The 16,214-nt window shown below is 64.8% G+C and carries 13 protein-coding genes; 7 read left to right on the forward strand and 6 right to left on the reverse strand.

From position 1 onward, the window contains the following. Nucleotides 1-25 precede the first annotated feature (25 nt). The 4 genes from ACN8M7_RS02850 (at nt 26) to ACN8M7_RS02865 (ending at nt 5,873) form a co-directional block, all read left to right on the forward strand. Nucleotides 26-841, forward strand: coding sequence for a rhodanese-like domain-containing protein (locus tag ACN8M7_RS02850; RefSeq protein ID WP_490259702.1), 816 nt, complete (start codon nt 26-28; stop codon nt 839-841). Between the two features lie 69 nt (nt 842-910). Continuing rightward, nucleotides 911-1,771, forward strand: a complete 861-nt coding sequence (gene asd, locus ACN8M7_RS02855) for an archaetidylserine decarboxylase (protein WP_061237430.1) — start codon at nt 911-913, stop codon at nt 1,769-1,771. A gap of 167 nt (nt 1,772-1,938) precedes the next feature. Then, nucleotides 1,939-3,741, forward strand: coding sequence for a cyclic-di-GMP receptor FimW-related protein (locus ACN8M7_RS02860; RefSeq protein ID WP_061237429.1), 1,803 nt, complete (start codon nt 1,939-1,941; stop codon nt 3,739-3,741). 62 nt (nt 3,742-3,803) lie between these two features. Continuing rightward, nucleotides 3,804-5,873, forward strand: a complete 2,070-nt coding sequence (locus tag ACN8M7_RS02865) for an EAL domain-containing response regulator (RefSeq protein WP_490259703.1) — start codon at nt 3,804-3,806, stop codon at nt 5,871-5,873. 61 nt (nt 5,874-5,934) lie between these two features. Here the strand turns inward: ACN8M7_RS02865 and serB are convergent, their stop codons facing one another. Continuing rightward, nucleotides 5,935-7,149, reverse strand: a complete 1,215-nt coding sequence (gene serB / locus ACN8M7_RS02870; RefSeq protein WP_061237427.1) for a phosphoserine phosphatase SerB — start codon at nt 7,147-7,149, stop codon at nt 5,935-5,937. 216 nt (nt 7,150-7,365) lie between these two features. Between serB and ACN8M7_RS02875 the strand changes: the two genes are divergently transcribed. Beyond that, complete coding sequence (locus ACN8M7_RS02875; protein ID WP_490259826.1) at nt 7,366-8,859, forward strand: AhpA/YtjB family protein; 1,494 nt, start codon at nt 7,366-7,368, stop codon at nt 8,857-8,859. A 13-nt stretch (nt 8,860-8,872) separates the two neighbouring features. Here the strand turns inward: ACN8M7_RS02875 and ACN8M7_RS02880 are convergent, their stop codons facing one another. From ACN8M7_RS02880 to ACN8M7_RS02895, 4 genes are all read right to left on the reverse strand, one after another. Continuing rightward, nucleotides 8,873-9,781: a metal ABC transporter ATPase gene (locus ACN8M7_RS02880; protein ID WP_490259704.1), complete on the reverse strand. Its 909-nt coding sequence runs from the start codon at nt 9,779-9,781 to the stop codon at nt 8,873-8,875. 143 nt (nt 9,782-9,924) lie between these two features. Further along, on the reverse strand, nt 9,925-10,734 hold the full coding sequence (locus tag ACN8M7_RS02885) for an aldo/keto reductase (protein ID WP_490259705.1): 810 nt from the start codon (nt 10,732-10,734) through the stop codon (nt 9,925-9,927). Continuing rightward, on the reverse strand, nt 10,731-11,906 hold the full coding sequence (locus ACN8M7_RS02890; protein ID WP_490259706.1) for an NAD(P)/FAD-dependent oxidoreductase: 1,176 nt from the start codon (nt 11,904-11,906) through the stop codon (nt 10,731-10,733). Before ACN8M7_RS02890 ends, ACN8M7_RS02885 begins: the two co-directional genes overlap by 4 nt. A 100-nt stretch (nt 11,907-12,006) precedes the next feature. Beyond that, nucleotides 12,007-12,339, reverse strand: coding sequence for a DMT family transporter (locus tag ACN8M7_RS02895; protein ID WP_490259707.1), 333 nt, complete (start codon nt 12,337-12,339; stop codon nt 12,007-12,009). A gap of 89 nt (nt 12,340-12,428) precedes the next feature. On the opposite strand from ACN8M7_RS02895, the gene ACN8M7_RS02900 reads away from it, so the two are divergent. Then, the gene (locus tag ACN8M7_RS02900; protein ID WP_061237421.1) at nt 12,429-13,316 is read left to right on the forward strand and encodes a LysR family transcriptional regulator; all 888 of its coding nucleotides are present in this window, start codon (nt 12,429-12,431) and stop codon (nt 13,314-13,316) included. A gap of 43 nt (nt 13,317-13,359) precedes the next feature. After that, nucleotides 13,360-14,625 carry a lipid IV(A) 3-deoxy-D-manno-octulosonic acid transferase gene (gene waaA, locus ACN8M7_RS02905; protein WP_490259708.1) on the forward strand — a complete coding sequence of 422 codons (1,266 nt, stop codon included), beginning with the start codon at nt 13,360-13,362 and terminating at the stop codon, nt 14,623-14,625. A 145-nt stretch (nt 14,626-14,770) separates the two neighbouring features. Here the strand turns inward: waaA and ACN8M7_RS02910 are convergent, their stop codons facing one another. Continuing rightward, a complete protein-coding gene (locus tag ACN8M7_RS02910; protein ID WP_490259709.1) occupies nt 14,771-16,213 on the reverse strand; it encodes a TolC family outer membrane protein in 1,443 nt (480 codons plus the stop codon). Nucleotide 16,214 lies beyond the last annotated feature (1 nt).

A 16,214-nucleotide genomic window follows, 5' to 3' on the forward strand; every position in this document is an offset into this window, starting at 1 on the left:
CCTCTTTTCATACGAGGAGGCCGTCATGTCCGCCTTCGACAACCTGCCCCTGGTGATCGAGCCGGCCGAGCTGGCCGAACGCCTGGACGCCAGCGATCTGATCCTGCTCGACCTGAGCGGCGCAGCACGCTACGCAGCGGGCCATATCCCCGGCGCGCGCTGGGTCGATGCCAAGCGCACGCAGCTGGGCCAGCCGCCGGCTCCCGGCCTGTGTCCCGAGCGCCCCAAGCTGGAGGCGCTGTTCGCCGACATCGGTCACCGCCCGGACGCCACATATGTGGTCTACGACGACGAAGGCGGCCCCTGGGCCGGTCGTTTCATCTGGCTGCTCGACGTGATCGGTCATCAGCGCTACCACTTCCTCAACGGCGGCTTGCAGGCCTGGGTCGGCGACGGTCTCGAGCTGAGCCAGGAAGTGCCCAACGTCACCCGCAGCGAAGTGCAACTGATGCTGAGCGATGCCCCCACAGCAACCCGCGACTACATAGAGTCGCGCCTGGGGCAGAGCGACATGGCCATCTGGGACGTGCGCGGCACAGATGAGTACCGCGGCGAAAAACTCAGCTCGGCACGTGGCGGGCATATCCCCGGCGCCACCCACTTCGAGTGGACGGCCGGCATGGACCCACAGCGCGGCATGCGCATCCGCACCGACATCGCCGACGTTCTGCAAGGCCTGGGCATCACGCCCGACAAGGAAGTGATCACCCACTGCCAGACGCACCGCCGCTCCGGCTTCAGCTACGTGGTCGCCAAGGCGCTCGGTTATCCGCGCGTGAAGGCTTACGCAGGCTCCTGGTCCGAGTGGGGCAACCTGCCCGATACCCCCATCGAACGCTGAACGCGTCGACGATCAGATATCCCCGGCCTGGCCAAGCCAGTGCCGGTTCAGAACCTTCAAGGAAGCACGATGAAACAACGTCTCTTTATCCTCAGCCAGTACCTGCTGCCTCACCACCTGCTGTCGCGCCTGATCGGCTGCGTCGCCGAATGCCGTATCGGCTGGCTGAAGAATCCACTGATCTCGTGGTTCGCCAAGCAATACCAGGTCAACATGAGCGAAGCGCAAGTCGAAGACCTGCGCGCCTTCGAGCACTTCAACGCCTTCTTCACCCGCGCCCTGAAAGATGGCGCCCGCCCGCTGGATGAAACCCCCGGCGCCATTCTCAGCCCTGCCGACGGCGCTATCAGCCAGCTCGGTGCCATCGAGCATGGCCGCATCTTCCAGGCCAAGGGCCACAGTTTCAGTGCGGTCGAACTGCTCGGCGGTGATGCCGAGCGCGCGGCACCGTTCATGGGCGGCCAGTTCGCCACCGTGTACCTCTCGCCCAAGGACTACCACCGCGTGCACATGCCACTGGGCGGCACACTGAAGGAGATGGTCTACGTGCCGGGCCGCCTGTTCTCGGTCAACCAGACCACGGCGGAGAACGTACCTGAACTGTTCGCCCGCAACGAGCGCGTGGTCTGCCTGTTCGATACCGAGCGCGGCCCGATGGCCGTGGTACTGGTCGGCGCGATGATCGTTGCCAGCGTCGAAACCGTGTGGGCCGGGCTGGTCACGCCGCCCAAGCGCGAACTGAAGAGCACTCGCTATGACGCGCATGCGCGCGGCCCGATCGAACTGGCCACAGGAGCGGAAATGGGTCGTTTCAAACTGGGTTCAACTGCCATCGTCCTGTTCGGCCCGAATCAGGTGCAATGGGCCGCTGAGCTGGATGCCGGCAGCGCGGTACGCATGGGCCAACTGCTGGGCAACGCTCAGGGCTGAACGCCAAGGAACAGGAACCCGCATAACGACGGTCTGGTCAAAGATCCATACCCTGCCTGGGTTGCCCGTCCAAGTGGACGGGCTGCCAGCGCAGCCAGATGCTGCTAGAGTTCGAAAGACTATTACTAGAGCCGCTTGCTAGTGCGTGGCCGGAGCCTCCAAGTTTGATGGATAAACAGAGTACCCACCTTCAGCTACTGCGCGTACCCACGCCAAGCAAGCAGAGCCTCAGCTTCTGTGACGGCACCCCCCGCGATCTCAAACGCTGGATTGCAGGCCTACCCAAGGCGAACATCGGTGAAACCGCGCGGCAGTTGTATCAGAGCCTGGTGGAACTCAACCAACTCCTCACCCCTTCGGAAAACCGCCTGCAACTGCTCGAGCTGCTGCGCCCGGAGGTCAGCTTCGTCTGCCAGCATCTGGAGCGGCACTTCCTCAACCAGGCCATCGTGCTCGATGAGCGCCCACGTAAGGTAGCCAACCTATGCCAGGCGCTGCAGAACCACCTGGCCGTCGGCTACAAACTGATCATCTCCCGCGTTATCAGCCGCAGCGGCAAGGATCGCGAGCAACTGCTCGCCGTCGCCCTGCAACGCGCCAGCCACAGCCTGTGCAGCCCGCTGATCCGCGCCAGCCAGCTTTACTGCCCGGTGCCCGAGGGACTCTGGCTGGAGCTGCACCAGCTGTATCAGATCGCCTGCGAGCAACGCCTGCAGCGTCAGGTCATTCGTGATCCACTGGCCCGCCACACCCAAGGCCTGAGCACCGAACAGTCCTACGTGACCGCACTGCTGCTAGGCTGCGCCCGCACCAACCAGATGCGGCAGAACGGCATCGCCCGCCTGGCAGAAGCGCTGGAGCCCTGGAGCACGCTGGTCAAGCTGCAGCCGGGTGACCATCCGGACAGCCTGTTCGTACTGGCGCCGCAGATCGACGGCCCACCACGCTACAAGTCGCTGTACCAGAGCAGCGAGTTGCACAACCTGTTGGGTATCGATACGCAGCCACTGGTCGATGCGATCAAGGAATACCTCGAACTGCCGGAAGAGGAGCGAAGCAAATCGCGCCTGATGATTCCGGAAGGCATCAGCCTCGACCTGCTACAACATGTCGCAGCAGCCTGGGGTGACATCGCCGAGCGCACCTTCCAGCGCACACCGGGCCAGGGCAACCTGACCCTGTGCATCGGCATGACCGCATTGCATTTCTTCCTCTCCGGCAAGCGCAGCTTCGCCGAAGTACTCAAGCGTCCGGTCGAACTGGGCGCCGCGGTATTCAAGCCAACGACCGGCGAGCCTGACGTCTGGTCGAACGCCTTCGACGCTCAGCGCACTGCCGCTGACGAAATCCATTTCGAAGAAATCCAGTACACCAAGGTGACGCCTGGCGAACAGCCGCAACCCACGAGCAGCAGCGAGGACTATCCGACCTTCCCGCTGGCCATCGTCAATCACAGCCCAGGCGGCTACTGCCTGTCCTGGCCCAAGGACGTGCCCAGCCAGTTGCAGGCCGGCGAGTTGCTCGGCGTGCAGGACAACCCGAGCCAGGGCTGGAGCGTGGCCATCGTGCGCTGGATTCGCCAGGTTCGCGGTGGCGGCACGCAGATGGGCATCGAACTGATCGCCCCGCATGCGCGCCCGTGCGGCCTGCAGCTGCTGCGCAAATCCGAACAGAGCAGCCAGTACCTGCGCGCCCTGCTGCTACCGGAAATCAGCGCCATCTCCCGCCCTGCCAGCCTGATCACCCCGCGCCTGCCGTTCCAAGAGGGCAGCAAGGTGATGATCAACGACCACGGCGAAGAGCATCGCGCCATGCTCACCCACAAGCAGGTCAGCACCGGCAGCTTCAGTCAGTTCGAGTACCGCCGCGTGGGCGAAGAAGAAGGCGCAGCCGGGACACCGGTCACAGCCTCGCAAAGCCAGAAGCCTGCCGGGGAGGAAGATTTTGACTCGCTCTGGAAGTCGCTGTAGGCTCCGCCAGACTTACCATTTGTCGCCTTTTCGCGTCCGTTCGGCGCGGTATTGACTCCCCTATGGCCATCGAAAAAAAAACCATCCGCCTGCTGATTCTCGAAGACTCGCAGAACGAAGCTGAGCGTTTGGTCAGTCTGTTCCGCAACGCCGGTCACGCCACCCGTGTGCACCGTTTGACCTCCAGCGACGACCTTGCAGAAACCCTGCAACAGACCTGGGATCTGCTGATCTGCGCGCCAAGCAGCGAGCAGCTCGAGCCTAGCGAGGCGATTACCGCCATCCGCCGCCAGGCCAAGGACATTCCGGTCATCCAGCTGATCGAAGACAACGACTCGGAGATCATCACCGAGGCGCTCCTGTTCGGCGCCCAGGATGCCTTGCCGCAAGGCGAGGACGAGCGCCTGGTGCTGGTGGCCAAGCGCGAGCTGGCCAACCTCGAGGAGCGCCGCGCCCGCCGCGCCGCGGAAGTGGCGTTGCGCGAGGCCGAGAAACGCTGCCAACTGCTGCTCGAGAGTTCGGTGGATGCCATCACCTACGTCCACGAAGGCATGCACATCTACGCCAACCGTGCGTACCTGGAGCTGTTCCGCTACGAAGATGGCGACGAGCTCGAAGGCATGCCGATGATCGACCTGATTGCCAGTGCCGATCATGGGGCCTTCAAAGACTTCCTGAAGAACTACCAGAGCGCCGAAGGCCACGCCGAGCTCAACTGCCAGGGCGTGCGCGCCGACGGCAGCAGCTTCGCCGCGCAGATGAGTTTTTCGCCGGCCACCTACGACGGCGAGCCGTGCATTCAGGTGGTGATTCGCGCGGAAACCTCCAACGCCGAACTGGAAGAGAAACTGCGCGAGATCAGCAGCCAGGACCTGGTCACCGGCCTGTTCAACCGCAACCATTTCCTCGAACTGATGGACAACGCTGCCGAGCGCGCCATCAGCACTGGCCAGCCCTCGACCCTGGCGTACATCCGCGTCGACCGCTGCGCCAGCATGCAGGGCGAAATCGGCCTGGCCGGCATCGACCTGCTGCTGACCGACCTGGCTGGCCTGCTGCGCGCGCACTTCCCGGCGCAAACCCAGCTGGCCCGCTTCGGTGACGACGTGTTCGCCGCCCTGCTGCCGGGCCAGACGCCCGAGCAATGCGAAGCCAGTCTGGCAGCGCTGTTGAAGAAGGTTGAAGGCCACCTGTTCGACGTCAGCGGGCGCACCGCCCAGACCACGCTGTCGGTAGGCGTTGCCGGCCTCAGCGAGAAAACCGCCAAGGCCCAGGAAGTCATCGACCGTGCGCACCGCTGCGCCGATGAACTCAACGATGGCAATGCCATCAAGCTGTTCAACCCGGCCGACGAACTGGCTGCCGCCGCCAACCGCGGCAACCTGCTGGCGATGGTGCAGCAGGCACTGGAGAACAACAGCTTCCGCCTGCTGTTCCAGCCGATCATCAGCCTGCGTGGCGATGCCCACGAACACTATGAAGTACTGCTGCGCCTGCTCAGCCCGCAGGGTGAAGAGGTGCCGCCGATGCAGTTCCTCGCAGCCGCCAAGGACGCCGGGCTGGGCGAGAAGATCGACCGCTGGGTGATCCTCAACTCGATCAAGTTGCTGGCCGATCATCGCTCCAAAGGTCACAACACGCGTCTGTTCGTGCACCTGTCCAGCGCCAGCCTGCAGGACCAGACACTGCTGCCCTGGCTCAGCGTCGCGCTCAAGGCTGCACGACTGCCGTCGGATTCACTGGTGTTCCAGTTCAGCGAGCCAGATGCCATCGCCTACCTGAAGCAGGCCAAGGCCCTGACCCAGGGCTTGGCGGAGCTGCACTGCAAGGCGGCGCTGAGCCAGTTCGGCTGCGCGCTGAACCCGTTCAACACGCTCAAGCACCTGCAAGTGGACTTCGTCAAAGTCGACGGCTCGTTCTCCCAGGACCTGACCAACGCCGACAACCAGGAAGCGCTGAAGACGCTGCTCAGCAGCCTGCATGCCCAGGCCAAGCTGACCATCGTGCCCTTCGTCGAGAGCGCCAGCGTGCTGGCCACACTGTGGCAGGCCGGGGTCAACTTCATTCAGGGTTACTACCTGCAGGGCCCGAGCCAGTCGATGGACTACGACTTCTCGGCCGGCGACGAATAAACCCGCGCCCAAGAAAAAGCCGCCTGTTCAGGCGGCTTTTTCATTTCCGAAATACCTTGGCTCAGTCCTGCCCCTCGCGGTCGCGAAAACCTAGCAGGTAGAGGATGCCGTCCAGGCCCAGGGTGGAGATCGCCTGCTTGGCCGACTGCTTGACCAGTGGTTTGGCGCGGAAGGCCACGCCGAGACCGGCCAGGCCGAGCATCGGCAGGTCATTGGCACCGTCGCCAACGGCGATGGTCTGCTCCAGCTGCAGGCCTTCCTTCTGCGCCAGCTCGCGCAGCAGATCGGCCTTGCGCTGGGCATCGACGATGGGCTCGACAGCCACGCCGGTAACCTTGCCGTTCTCGATCTGCAGCTCGTTGGCGAACACGTAGTCGATACCCAGCTTGGCCTGCAGTTGCCTGGCGAAGTAGGTGAAGCCGCCCGACAGAATCGCAGTCTTGTAACCCAGGCGCTTGAGTTCGGCGAACAGCACCTCGGCGCCCTCGGTCAGGCGCAGGGACGCGCCGATCTCTTCCAGCACGTCCTCCGACAGCCCCTGCAGCAAGCCCAGGCGTTCCTTGAAGCTGGCGCGGAAATCCAGCTCGCCACGCATGGCGCGCTCGGTGATTTCGGCAACCTGCTCACCGACACCGGCGGCCTTGGCCAGTTCGTCGATCACCTCGGCCTCGATCAGCGTCGAGTCCATGTCGAATACGGCCAGACGGCGATTGCGACGGAACACCGAATCACGCTGGAAGGCGATGTCGACGTTGAGCTCCTGCGCCACGCTGAGGAACTCGGCGCGCAGGGCTGCAGGATCGGCTGGCTCGCCACGCACGGAGAACTCGATACAGCCCTTGCCCTGCTCGGCTGGCATGTCCAGTGGCATGCGCCCGGAAAGACGGTCGATATGATCGATATTCAGGCCGTACTTGGCGGTGATGGCACTGACGCGCTGCAACTGCTCGGCGCTGACCTTGCGCGTCAGCAGGGTAACAATATGGCGGGCCTTGCCCTGGCCACCGACCCACTGCCGGTAGTCGTCTTCCGAAACCGGCGTGAAACGCACCTGCTGGTCGAGTTCGTAGGCAGTGAACAGCAGATCCTTGAGCACCGACTGGGAGCGACCGTTGTCCGGGATCTCGATGAGGATGCCGAACGACAGGGTGTCGTGGATCACCGCCTGGCCGATATCGAGGATGTTCACCCCGCCCTGAGCCAGCACGCCGGTGATGGCAGCGGTGAGTCCGGGGCGATCTTCGCCGGTGATATTGATCAGGACGATTTCGCGCAAGACGCACCCTCCAAGGCAAACGATTGAGGCGAGCCAGCGGCGAATTGACCACCGGCCGACGAAAAGGCGCACATTCTACCCAGTTTCCCGCCGATCCGTGCAGCCATGCGCTTTGCCCACTCCAGGCCGCTCGCTATACTGCGCGGCAACTTCAGTCGACAAGAGCCGTGCTCTGTGAACCGGCCCGCGCCCGCCAAACCCGATAATTTCTTCATCATGATCTTCCACGCGCTGCGTCAGCGGCGGGTGCCCCTGGTACTGCGCATCGCCAGCCACAGCCTGCTGCTGGTAGCCCTGGCCATGGTCATCTACGCCTGGGTCATGGGCATGCAGTTCAAGCAGGCCATGCAGCAACAGGCCGATGCACTGGGCCAGGCACTGATCACCCAGACAGCGGCGTCAGCCACCGAACTGCTGGTGTCCAACGACATCCTCAGCCTCAATGTGCTGCTGAACAATCTGGCGAAGAACCCACTGGTGGCCCATGCCGCCATCTACAGCGTGGATAACCGCATCCTCGCCGAAGCCGGGTCGCGTCCGACGCGCAGCGTACTGGGCGAAACCGAGGGCCTTTACTCCACGCCCATCACCTTCCAGGAGGTGATCGCCGGGCAGTTGCGCATCAGCCTGGACATGGGCCAGTTCCAGCAGCCGATGACCATCAGCTTGCAGAGCATGGGCATTCTCAGCCTCATTCTGCTGGCCCTGACCCTGTCGCTGAGCATGCGTCTGGGCCGCTACATTTCCACACCATTGCTGCAAATGCGCCTGTGGCTACGTGACCCGGACGACCCTGCGCCAGGCGCGGGGCGCAACGACGAGATCGGCGATCTGGCGCGCCAGCTGCAGGCGCGACTGGTACCGGAAAAGCCGGAGCCCGAGCCGGAGCTGGATGACGAGCCACTGCTGGACGATAACAGCGAAGACTATCTGCACGACGAGGACGACGAGCCTGCCGACGAACCTCGCGAGCCCCGCGCCGAGCATGAGTTCGACGAAGCGGAGCTGCACGAGGACGAGGACGAGGACGAGCCGCTCAAGCCCTGGCCCGAGTCGATAGAGCCGGACGATCCCTTCTCCGACCTGCGTGACGACTCCGCAACGCCTGCGCCGGCAGCCAAGACCCCACTCCCCTCGCAAACCAGCGCCGTGCTGGCCATTCAACTCGGCGCCCAGGAACAACTGCGGCGCCTGCCGCGGACGCGACTGCTGGATCTGCTGGATCGCTATCGGGGCTGCCTGGAGCAGGCCTCCGCGCTGTATCAGGGGCGGCTGCACACGCTCAAGGACGGCAGCAGCCTCATGCTGTTCCATGAACGCGAATGCGGTGAGGACTACCTGACCCACGCCATCTGCTGCGGTGAGCTGATGCGTGCCCTGGGCCACGCCCTGCAAATCGAGGTCGCCGACAGCGGCATCACCCTGCAACTACAGCTCGGGCTGACCTTGGGCCGTGATCTGGAAGAGCTGGGCCAGGTCGACCTGCTGCTCAGCGACAGCGCCCTGGACGCCCTGGCCTTGTCGCAGCACAGCCGTAATCTGCTGCTGGTCGAACAACGCGTTGCGCAAGATGCCCTGGCTCGCCAGCGCGCCCGCATCCGCCCGATCGCCAGCCCGGAAGGTGCCAGCTGCGTGGAACGCCTGCTCGATCCTTACCCGGCACTGCTGGAACGGCAACTGACGCGCACGCACGACAGCCGGGCGCAGTGACGCCCGGCCTCGACTAGGCGCTGACCAAGGCTCGCCGCTGCGGCGTCTTCACGCCGTAGCGCTGCAGCCAGTCCTTCCAGCGAATCCGCTCGTCGCGCACCAGCCAGCCATCCTGCTCGGCAAAACTTTCCGACAGCCACACCCCTCGGGTGCTGGCGGGCAACAGCTCGCCCTTGCGCAAGGTGAACAGCCCACCACTGGGCACTCCGCGCTGCAGCGCCAACAAGAAGATATCCGGCCGCCGACGCTCCAGGCGCGCTACCAGGCGGCCGTCTTCCAGGCACTCGTCGACGTGGAACAGGCTCAACTGGCGAGCATCGCGCGGCAGCTCCAGGCCCAGGTCGTAGACCAGTTGCAAGGAGGCCGTGGGCAGATGCACATAGGCGCGCGGGCGCTCGAGCAAGGTCAGGTTGCCGCACTGCACCGGCCGCGCGGCGCCGGACAGCGGGCTGAGTCGAAAGTGACTCGACTCGCGATAACGCAGCGTGTCCTGATAGGGCGTAGGCAACCAGGTATCGGCGAAACGCCCGCCCAGCCAACCATCGACACTTTCCAGCAGGCACTCCTCGGCGACCTCCTGAATGGCAGTGAGCAGCGGCAGGTTCAGCTCATGCGCCGGCACATAGCCGGAAATCAGCTTGAGTACGGTGTCACCCCGATCCGGACGCCGCTGACGCACCAGCAACCAGTAATCACGGCCATGCAGGCGCAGGGTCAGGCGTACGGACACACCGAGGTTGGCCAGCTCGACGGAAAAACGCGAGCTGTCCGCCACCTCCAGCGGGCGACGGCGTTCGAGCATCTGCTGGAAGTTCAGCGGCTGCCCCAGGCTCTGGTAGCTCAGCCCATCTGGGCTGGCCTCGACGAACAGCGGCAGGGTCTTGAAGTTACTCGGGTCCTTGCGGATCAGCGTACGCGACATCTCGACTCCTTGTTCCGGCTGGGCGTGAGAGCCCGGTGAAGGGCCCCCACGCGAGGATCAGGTTGAAGCGAAAACCGCTCAAGGCTGCCCCAAGCCGACCACCCAGCACAACCCAAGGCTGTAAGAGGACGTGACCGAGGACCTCAGCGGATACCCTGCAAAACCGCCGCGACAGTAGCGACATTGGCCGCCAGGTGCGCCCGCGTGATGGTGCCAACGATGGCGCTGCTGACGCCTGGATGAGCGAAGATCAGCTCGAAGCTGGCACGCACCGGATCGACACCCTCGGCCAGACAGGCATGCCCACTGGCCAGCGCCTTCTTGATCAGAATCCCCTTGGCGTGACTGGCAGCGTAGTCCAGTACGGGCTTTTCGCCCTGCTCACTCAGGTTATAGGTGACCATGGCACAGTCGCCCTGTTCCAGCGCCAGGAGTCCGCCCTCGACAGTCTTGCCGGAAAGACCGTAGGCGAGAATCTTGCCCTCCTGCTTGAGCTGCGCCAGTGTCTCGTACACTCCCGTCTCCCCCAGCACCGCCAGATCGTTGCCGTCGGAATGCACCAGCAGCAGGTCGATACGATCGGTCTCCAGGCGCTTGAGGCTACGCTCGACCGAAAGACGCGTGTGCGCGGAAGAGAAGTCGAAGTGCGACTGCCCCTGCACGAACTCCTCGCCGGTCTTGCTGACGATCACCCATTGATCACGCTGGCCCCGCAACAACGGACCGAGGCGCTGCTCGCTGACGCCATAGGCCGGCGCGGTGTCGATCAAGTTGATGCCCAGCTCGCGCGCCTGCTGCAGCAAGGCCAGGGCCTGCGCATCATCGGGAATGGTGAAACCGTTGGGGTACTTCACGCCCTGGTCACGGCCGAGCTTGACCGTACCCAGGCCCAGCGGCGAAACACTCAAGCCGGTGGAGCCCAGCGGGCGATGCAGATCATGCAGAGTGTTCATGGCAACAGCGCCTCCCAGACCGGCTGTCCCAGCGCCGGGCGCGGCAGCTCAGGCAGCGCGGCATGCTCGGCCGGCTGCACGTTATCGCGTTTCAGCGTGGCCAGTACGCGGTCGGCGAAGTCCGGCGCCAGCGCCAGCTTGGTCGGCCAACCCACCAGCAGGCGCCGTTGCTCGGCGAGGAAGGCGTTGTCCGGGCGCACCAGCCCCGACTGCGCAGGCTCGGCGCGGTCGACGCGCAGTGTCGCCCAGCGCGTCTGGCTTTGATCGACCCAGGGTAGCAACGAGGCCATTTCCTTTTGCGCAGCCTGAATTTGCGCGTCCTCATCGCGGGCGACGCCATCCGCCTCGGCCAGATCGCCGCCGAGGTACCAGACCCACTGGCCATCGGCGGCCGGATGAGTGGTAACGGTGACTCGCGGTTTAGGTCCGCCGCCAAGGCAATGCGCATACAGCGGTTTCAGTGCCGGCCCCTTGGCCAGCACCATATGCAGCGGGCGTAGCTGCTGCGCAGGCTGCTCGACGCCCAGGGCGGCGAGCAGCTCGGCATTGCCGGCCCCGGCACTGAGCACCACGCGCTGCGCACGAATCTCGCGGCCGTCGACGATCAGCCCGCACAGCTCGCCATTCTCCTGCAGCGCTTCGATACGTTCAGCGGCGAGCAGACCATCGCCAGCCAGTTCGACCAGGCGCGCGATCAGGCTCGGCACATCGAGCACCAGTTCGGCGAGTCGGTAGACCTTGCCCTTGAACTTCGGATGCTGCAGCGCCGGCGGCAACTGCTCACCCTTGACCTGATCGACCCGGCCGCGCACCGCCTTGCTGGCGAAGAAGCTGGTGAGGTTGCCGGCCAGGGTGCCCGGTGACCACAGGTAGTGGGCATCGGACAGGATGCGCACGCCGGAAAGATCCAGCTCGCCGTTACCAGCCAGCGCTTCGCGCCAGCGCCGCGGCATATCGGCGATGGCTTCGGAGGCGCCGGTGAGTGCGCCATGCAAGGCATATTTGGCGCCACCATGGATGATGCCCTGCGACTTCAGGCTCTGCCCGCCACCCAGGCTGCCTCGCTCCACCAAGACGGTAGCGAAGCCCTGCTGACGCAGGCGCGCATTGAGCCAAAGGCCGGCGATACCGCCGCCGACGATCAGGACATCGGTGCTGAGAGACTGGGACATGAACGGGCCTCGGCGAAAAACAGGCGCGCAGTATAACGGCTTCAGGCAAGCCCCGCCGGGTGCAGCATGTGCACCGAGCGGCTTCAGGCAGGCGCGGACATCAGTGCCCGGTGGAGTTGGAGAACAGCTGGATCACCACCACCCCACTGACGATCAGGCCCATACCGAGCACAGCCGGTAGATCGATTTTCTGCTGGTAGATGACCAGCGCGGCGAGGCTGACCAGGACGATGCCCAGCCCCGCCCAAATAGCGTAGGCGATGCCCACCGGAATGGTCCGCACCACCAGAATCAGCATCCAGAAGGCGATCGCGTAGCCGCCGACCACCAGCAACAGCGGCAATGGCTTGCTGAAACCGTCGATAGCCTTCATCGAGGTGGTGGCGACCACTTCGGCCGCGATGGCAATGGCGAGATAGAGATATCCGGGCATGATGGCGACTCCTGAAAGAGGGTCTCGATTCTAAGTTCTTCCATGATGGGATAAAGTCATTACCTATCTGCTTTGGAGATAGGCCGGCCATGAACTGGAATCTCGATCAGCTACAACTGTTCGTCCGCACCGCCGAGAGCCGATCCTTTTCCGCCGCCGCCAGGCAAATCGGCCGCGCGCAATCGGCCGTCAGCACCGCCATCGCCCTGCTCGAAAGCGATCTCGGCGTGACCCTGTTCGAACGCAGCAGCGGGCGCCAGCCGCGCCTGACCGAGGCAGGCGCCGCGCTGCTGGAACAGGCCCGCAGCGTCTTGCAGCAGTGTGAGCGACTGGACGGCCGCGCGCTCGGCCTGGCACGTGGCGAAGAGGCGTGCCTACGCTTGGCGCAGGACGAGGCCATGCCCTACCAGCCGGTGCTGGCCAGCCTGGAGGCACTGGCCGAGGCCTTTCCCTTGCTCGAAGTCCAGCTCTCCAGCGGCGCACAGGGCGACGTGGCGCGCAAGCTGCTGCAGCGCCAGGCGGACCTCGGCCTGCTGTTTCATCACGAGCTGATGCCCCGCGAGCTGGAAAGCCAACGCCTGGGCACTATCGAGATGGTCACGGTGTGCAGCCCGCAACACCCACTGGCAGGCCTCGACAGTGTGGAGCGCCGCGACCTGGCCGAACATCGCCAACTGCTGATGACGCCGCAGGACAGTCACTACCCCGGCGGTGAACAGATCAGTCCGCTGGTGTGGCGCGCCGACAGTTTCTACGCGATGGCCGAGCTGGTGGTTCGTGGTCTTGGCTGGGCCTGGCTGCCACGTCACGTGGCGCAGTATCCGACCTACCAGGGCCACCTTCAGGAACTGCGCAGCGATTGGGCGCCGTTGCCGCTGGTGGTGGAACTGGTCCGCCGCCGCGACGGCGCGCTCGGCCCCGCCGCCAACTGGCTGGCGGACTGCCTGGCACGCGAGCTGTTGCGGCCACCGGCATGATCGCCCTTCCAGCACCCGGCCGGCAGCGATAAGCTGCGCCCCCATGAACAGACACCTCTACACCCTCCTGCTGCACCTGGCCCTGCCCCTGATCGCCCTGCGCCTGGCGCTGCGCGCCCGCAAGGCGCCGGCTTATGCGCGCCGTATCAAGGAGCGCTTCTCCTTCGCCCTGCCGCCGATGAAACCTGGCGGCATCTGGGTGCATGCCGTGTCGGTGGGTGAAAGCATCGCCGCCGCGCCGATGATCCGCGCCCTGCAGGCGCGCCATCCCGACCTGCCGATCACCGTCACCTGCATGACCCCGACCGGCTCCGAGCGCATCCAGGCCCTGTTCGGCGACAGCGTGCAGCACTGCTACCTGCCTTACGACCTGCCCTGGGCCGCGGCACGCTTTCTCGATCGCACAAGGCCGCGCCTGGCCGTGGTGATGGAAACCGAGCTGTGGCCGAACCATATCCACCAGTGCGCCAAACGCGGCATCCCGGTAACCCTGGCCAATGCACGCCTCTCCGAACGCTCGGCACGCGGCTACGCGCGCTTCGCCAGGCTCACCGCACCGATGCTCGCCGAACTGTCGCTGATCGCGGTACAGACCCAGGCCGAGGCACAGCGCTTTCTCGACCTCGGTGCTCGCCCGGGCTGCGTGGAAGTCACCGGCTCGATCAAGTTCGACCTGAAGATCGATGACGAGCTGCTGCAACGCGCCGCCGAGCTACGCCGTCAGTGGCAGGCCGAACAACGCCCGGTGTGGATCGCCGCCAGCACTCACGCTGGCGAAGACGAGATCGTCCTCGCCGCCCATCGCCAGTTGCTGGCAACACGATCTGACGCGCTGCTGATCCTGGTGCCGCGCCACCCTGAACGCTTCAACTCGGTCCATGAGCTGTGCCTCGCTCAGGGCCTGACGACGCGTCGCCGCTCCACGGCTGAAACGGTGCAAGCCAGCGACCAGGTGCTGCTGGGCGACACCATGGGCGAGCTGCTGTTTCTCTATGCACTGGCGGATATCGCCTTCGTCGGCGGCAGCCTGGTGGCCAACGGCGGGCACAACCTCCTCGAACCCGCAGCCCTGGGCAAGCCGGTACTGAGCGGGCCGCACCTGTTCAACTTCCTCGAGATCGCCGCACAGCTGCGCGAAGCCGGCGCCCTGAGCGAAGTGGAGAACGCCGTGCAGTTGGCGGACAGGGTTGCCACATTGCTCAACGAGCCGAGCGAGATGCGAAGCATGAGTCAGGCCGGCCTGAGCGTGCTCAAGGCCAACCAGGGCGCGCTGCAGCGCCTGCTGACAGGGCTGCAGCGGCTTCTGTAGCCCGGATGCAGTCCGGGGGATGTTGCAGCATGGCGCTTGTCCCGGATTGCACCCGGGCTACGACGGCTCGATCACCCTGCATCTCGGAGTTGCCGCACTTGAAAGCAAAAGCCCGACTGACGTCGGGCTTTTGCGTATCGGGCTCTCAATAGTCCTGATTGTTCTTCAGGCGCTCTTCGGCGGCGGAAGCCAGATCCGGTGGCAGGAAGTCCTTGTCCGGGTTGTAGTCCGGCTTGAGGAAGCCGCCCAGCGCATCCAGATCGGCCGGGCTGAGCGTGCCGGCAGCCTGTTTCAGGCGCAGGTTGTTGAGGATGTAGTCGTAGCGCGCATCGTTGTAATTGCGCACGGCGCTGTACAGCTGACGCTGGGCATCGAGCACGTCGACGATGTTGCGGGTGCCGACCTGATAGCCGATTTCCGTGGCCTCCAGGGCGCTCTGGTTGGAGATGATCGACTGCTTGCGCGCCTGCACGGTTTCCACATCGGTGTTCACCGCGCGGAACAGGTTGCGGGTGTTCTGCACCACCTGACGGCGCAGGCTCTCGCGCAGTTGCTCGGTCTGGCCGAGACGCTGATAAGCCTCGCGCACCTGCGAGCTGGTCAGGCCGCCGCTGTACAGCGGGATGTTCAATTGCAGGCCGATGGTGCGCTGCGAAACGTCGCCACTGTAGCGCGGAGCGCCGAACGCACCAGAGTTGGTGAAGCCCAGGCTGTCGTTGTCGCCCTTCTGGTAGCTGGCCACCGCATCGAGGGTCGGCGCATGACCGGCCTTGCGCTGACGCAGGTTTTCTTCGGCAGCGTTTACCGCGTACAGGCTGGCTTGCAGGTTGAGATTCTGTGTGGCGGCAGTGTCGACCCAGGACTTGGCGTCATTGGGCGTCGGCGCCAGCACCGGCAAGGTGTGAACGATCCCCTCGACCGCCAGGTGATCACGATTGGTCAAGGCCACCAGGGCTTCGAAGGCATCATCCACCGCGCGCTTGGCCAGCAGGCGGTTGGCCCGGGCCGTATCGAAACCGGCCTGGGCTTCGAGCACATCGGTCTTGTCGGACAGGCCCACATCGAAACGCTCGTTGGCCTGATCCAGCTGGCGCTTGAATGCCGCTTCTTCGGCCTTGGTCGAGGCCAGATTGTCCTGGGCGCGCAGCACCGCGAAGTAGGTTTCGGCGCTCTGCAGGATCAGGTTCTGCTCGGTGGCGGACAGCTCCAGCGCGGCCTGCTCGCTGGTGGCTTCGGCCGCCTGTAGCTGGAACCAGCGATCGGCGCGGAACAGCGGCTGGCTGAGATTGGCCTGATACACCAGGCCGCTGCGCGAGAGGGTGGCGCTGGGAGAATCGACTTCAGTGCGCGTGTCGCCGTAGTTGGCGCCAGCCGACAGGTTGGGCAGCAAGCCGGCACGCGCCTGCGGTACCACTTCGCGGCGAGCCTGATAGTCGGCGCGCGCGGCGGCGATGTCGGCATTGTTCTGCGCCGCTTCCTGATACACGGTGACCAGGTCGGTCTTGCTCGACAGCGGGGCCTCTTCGGCCTGAACCAGGCCCACCGAAGCGGCGGCCACGGCGATTGCCAGGGAAAGTCTGCGCAACATG

Source organism: Pseudomonas spartinae (genome assembly GCF_965197125.1).
Classification (GTDB): domain Bacteria; phylum Pseudomonadota; class Gammaproteobacteria; order Pseudomonadales; family Pseudomonadaceae; genus Aquipseudomonas; species Aquipseudomonas composti_A.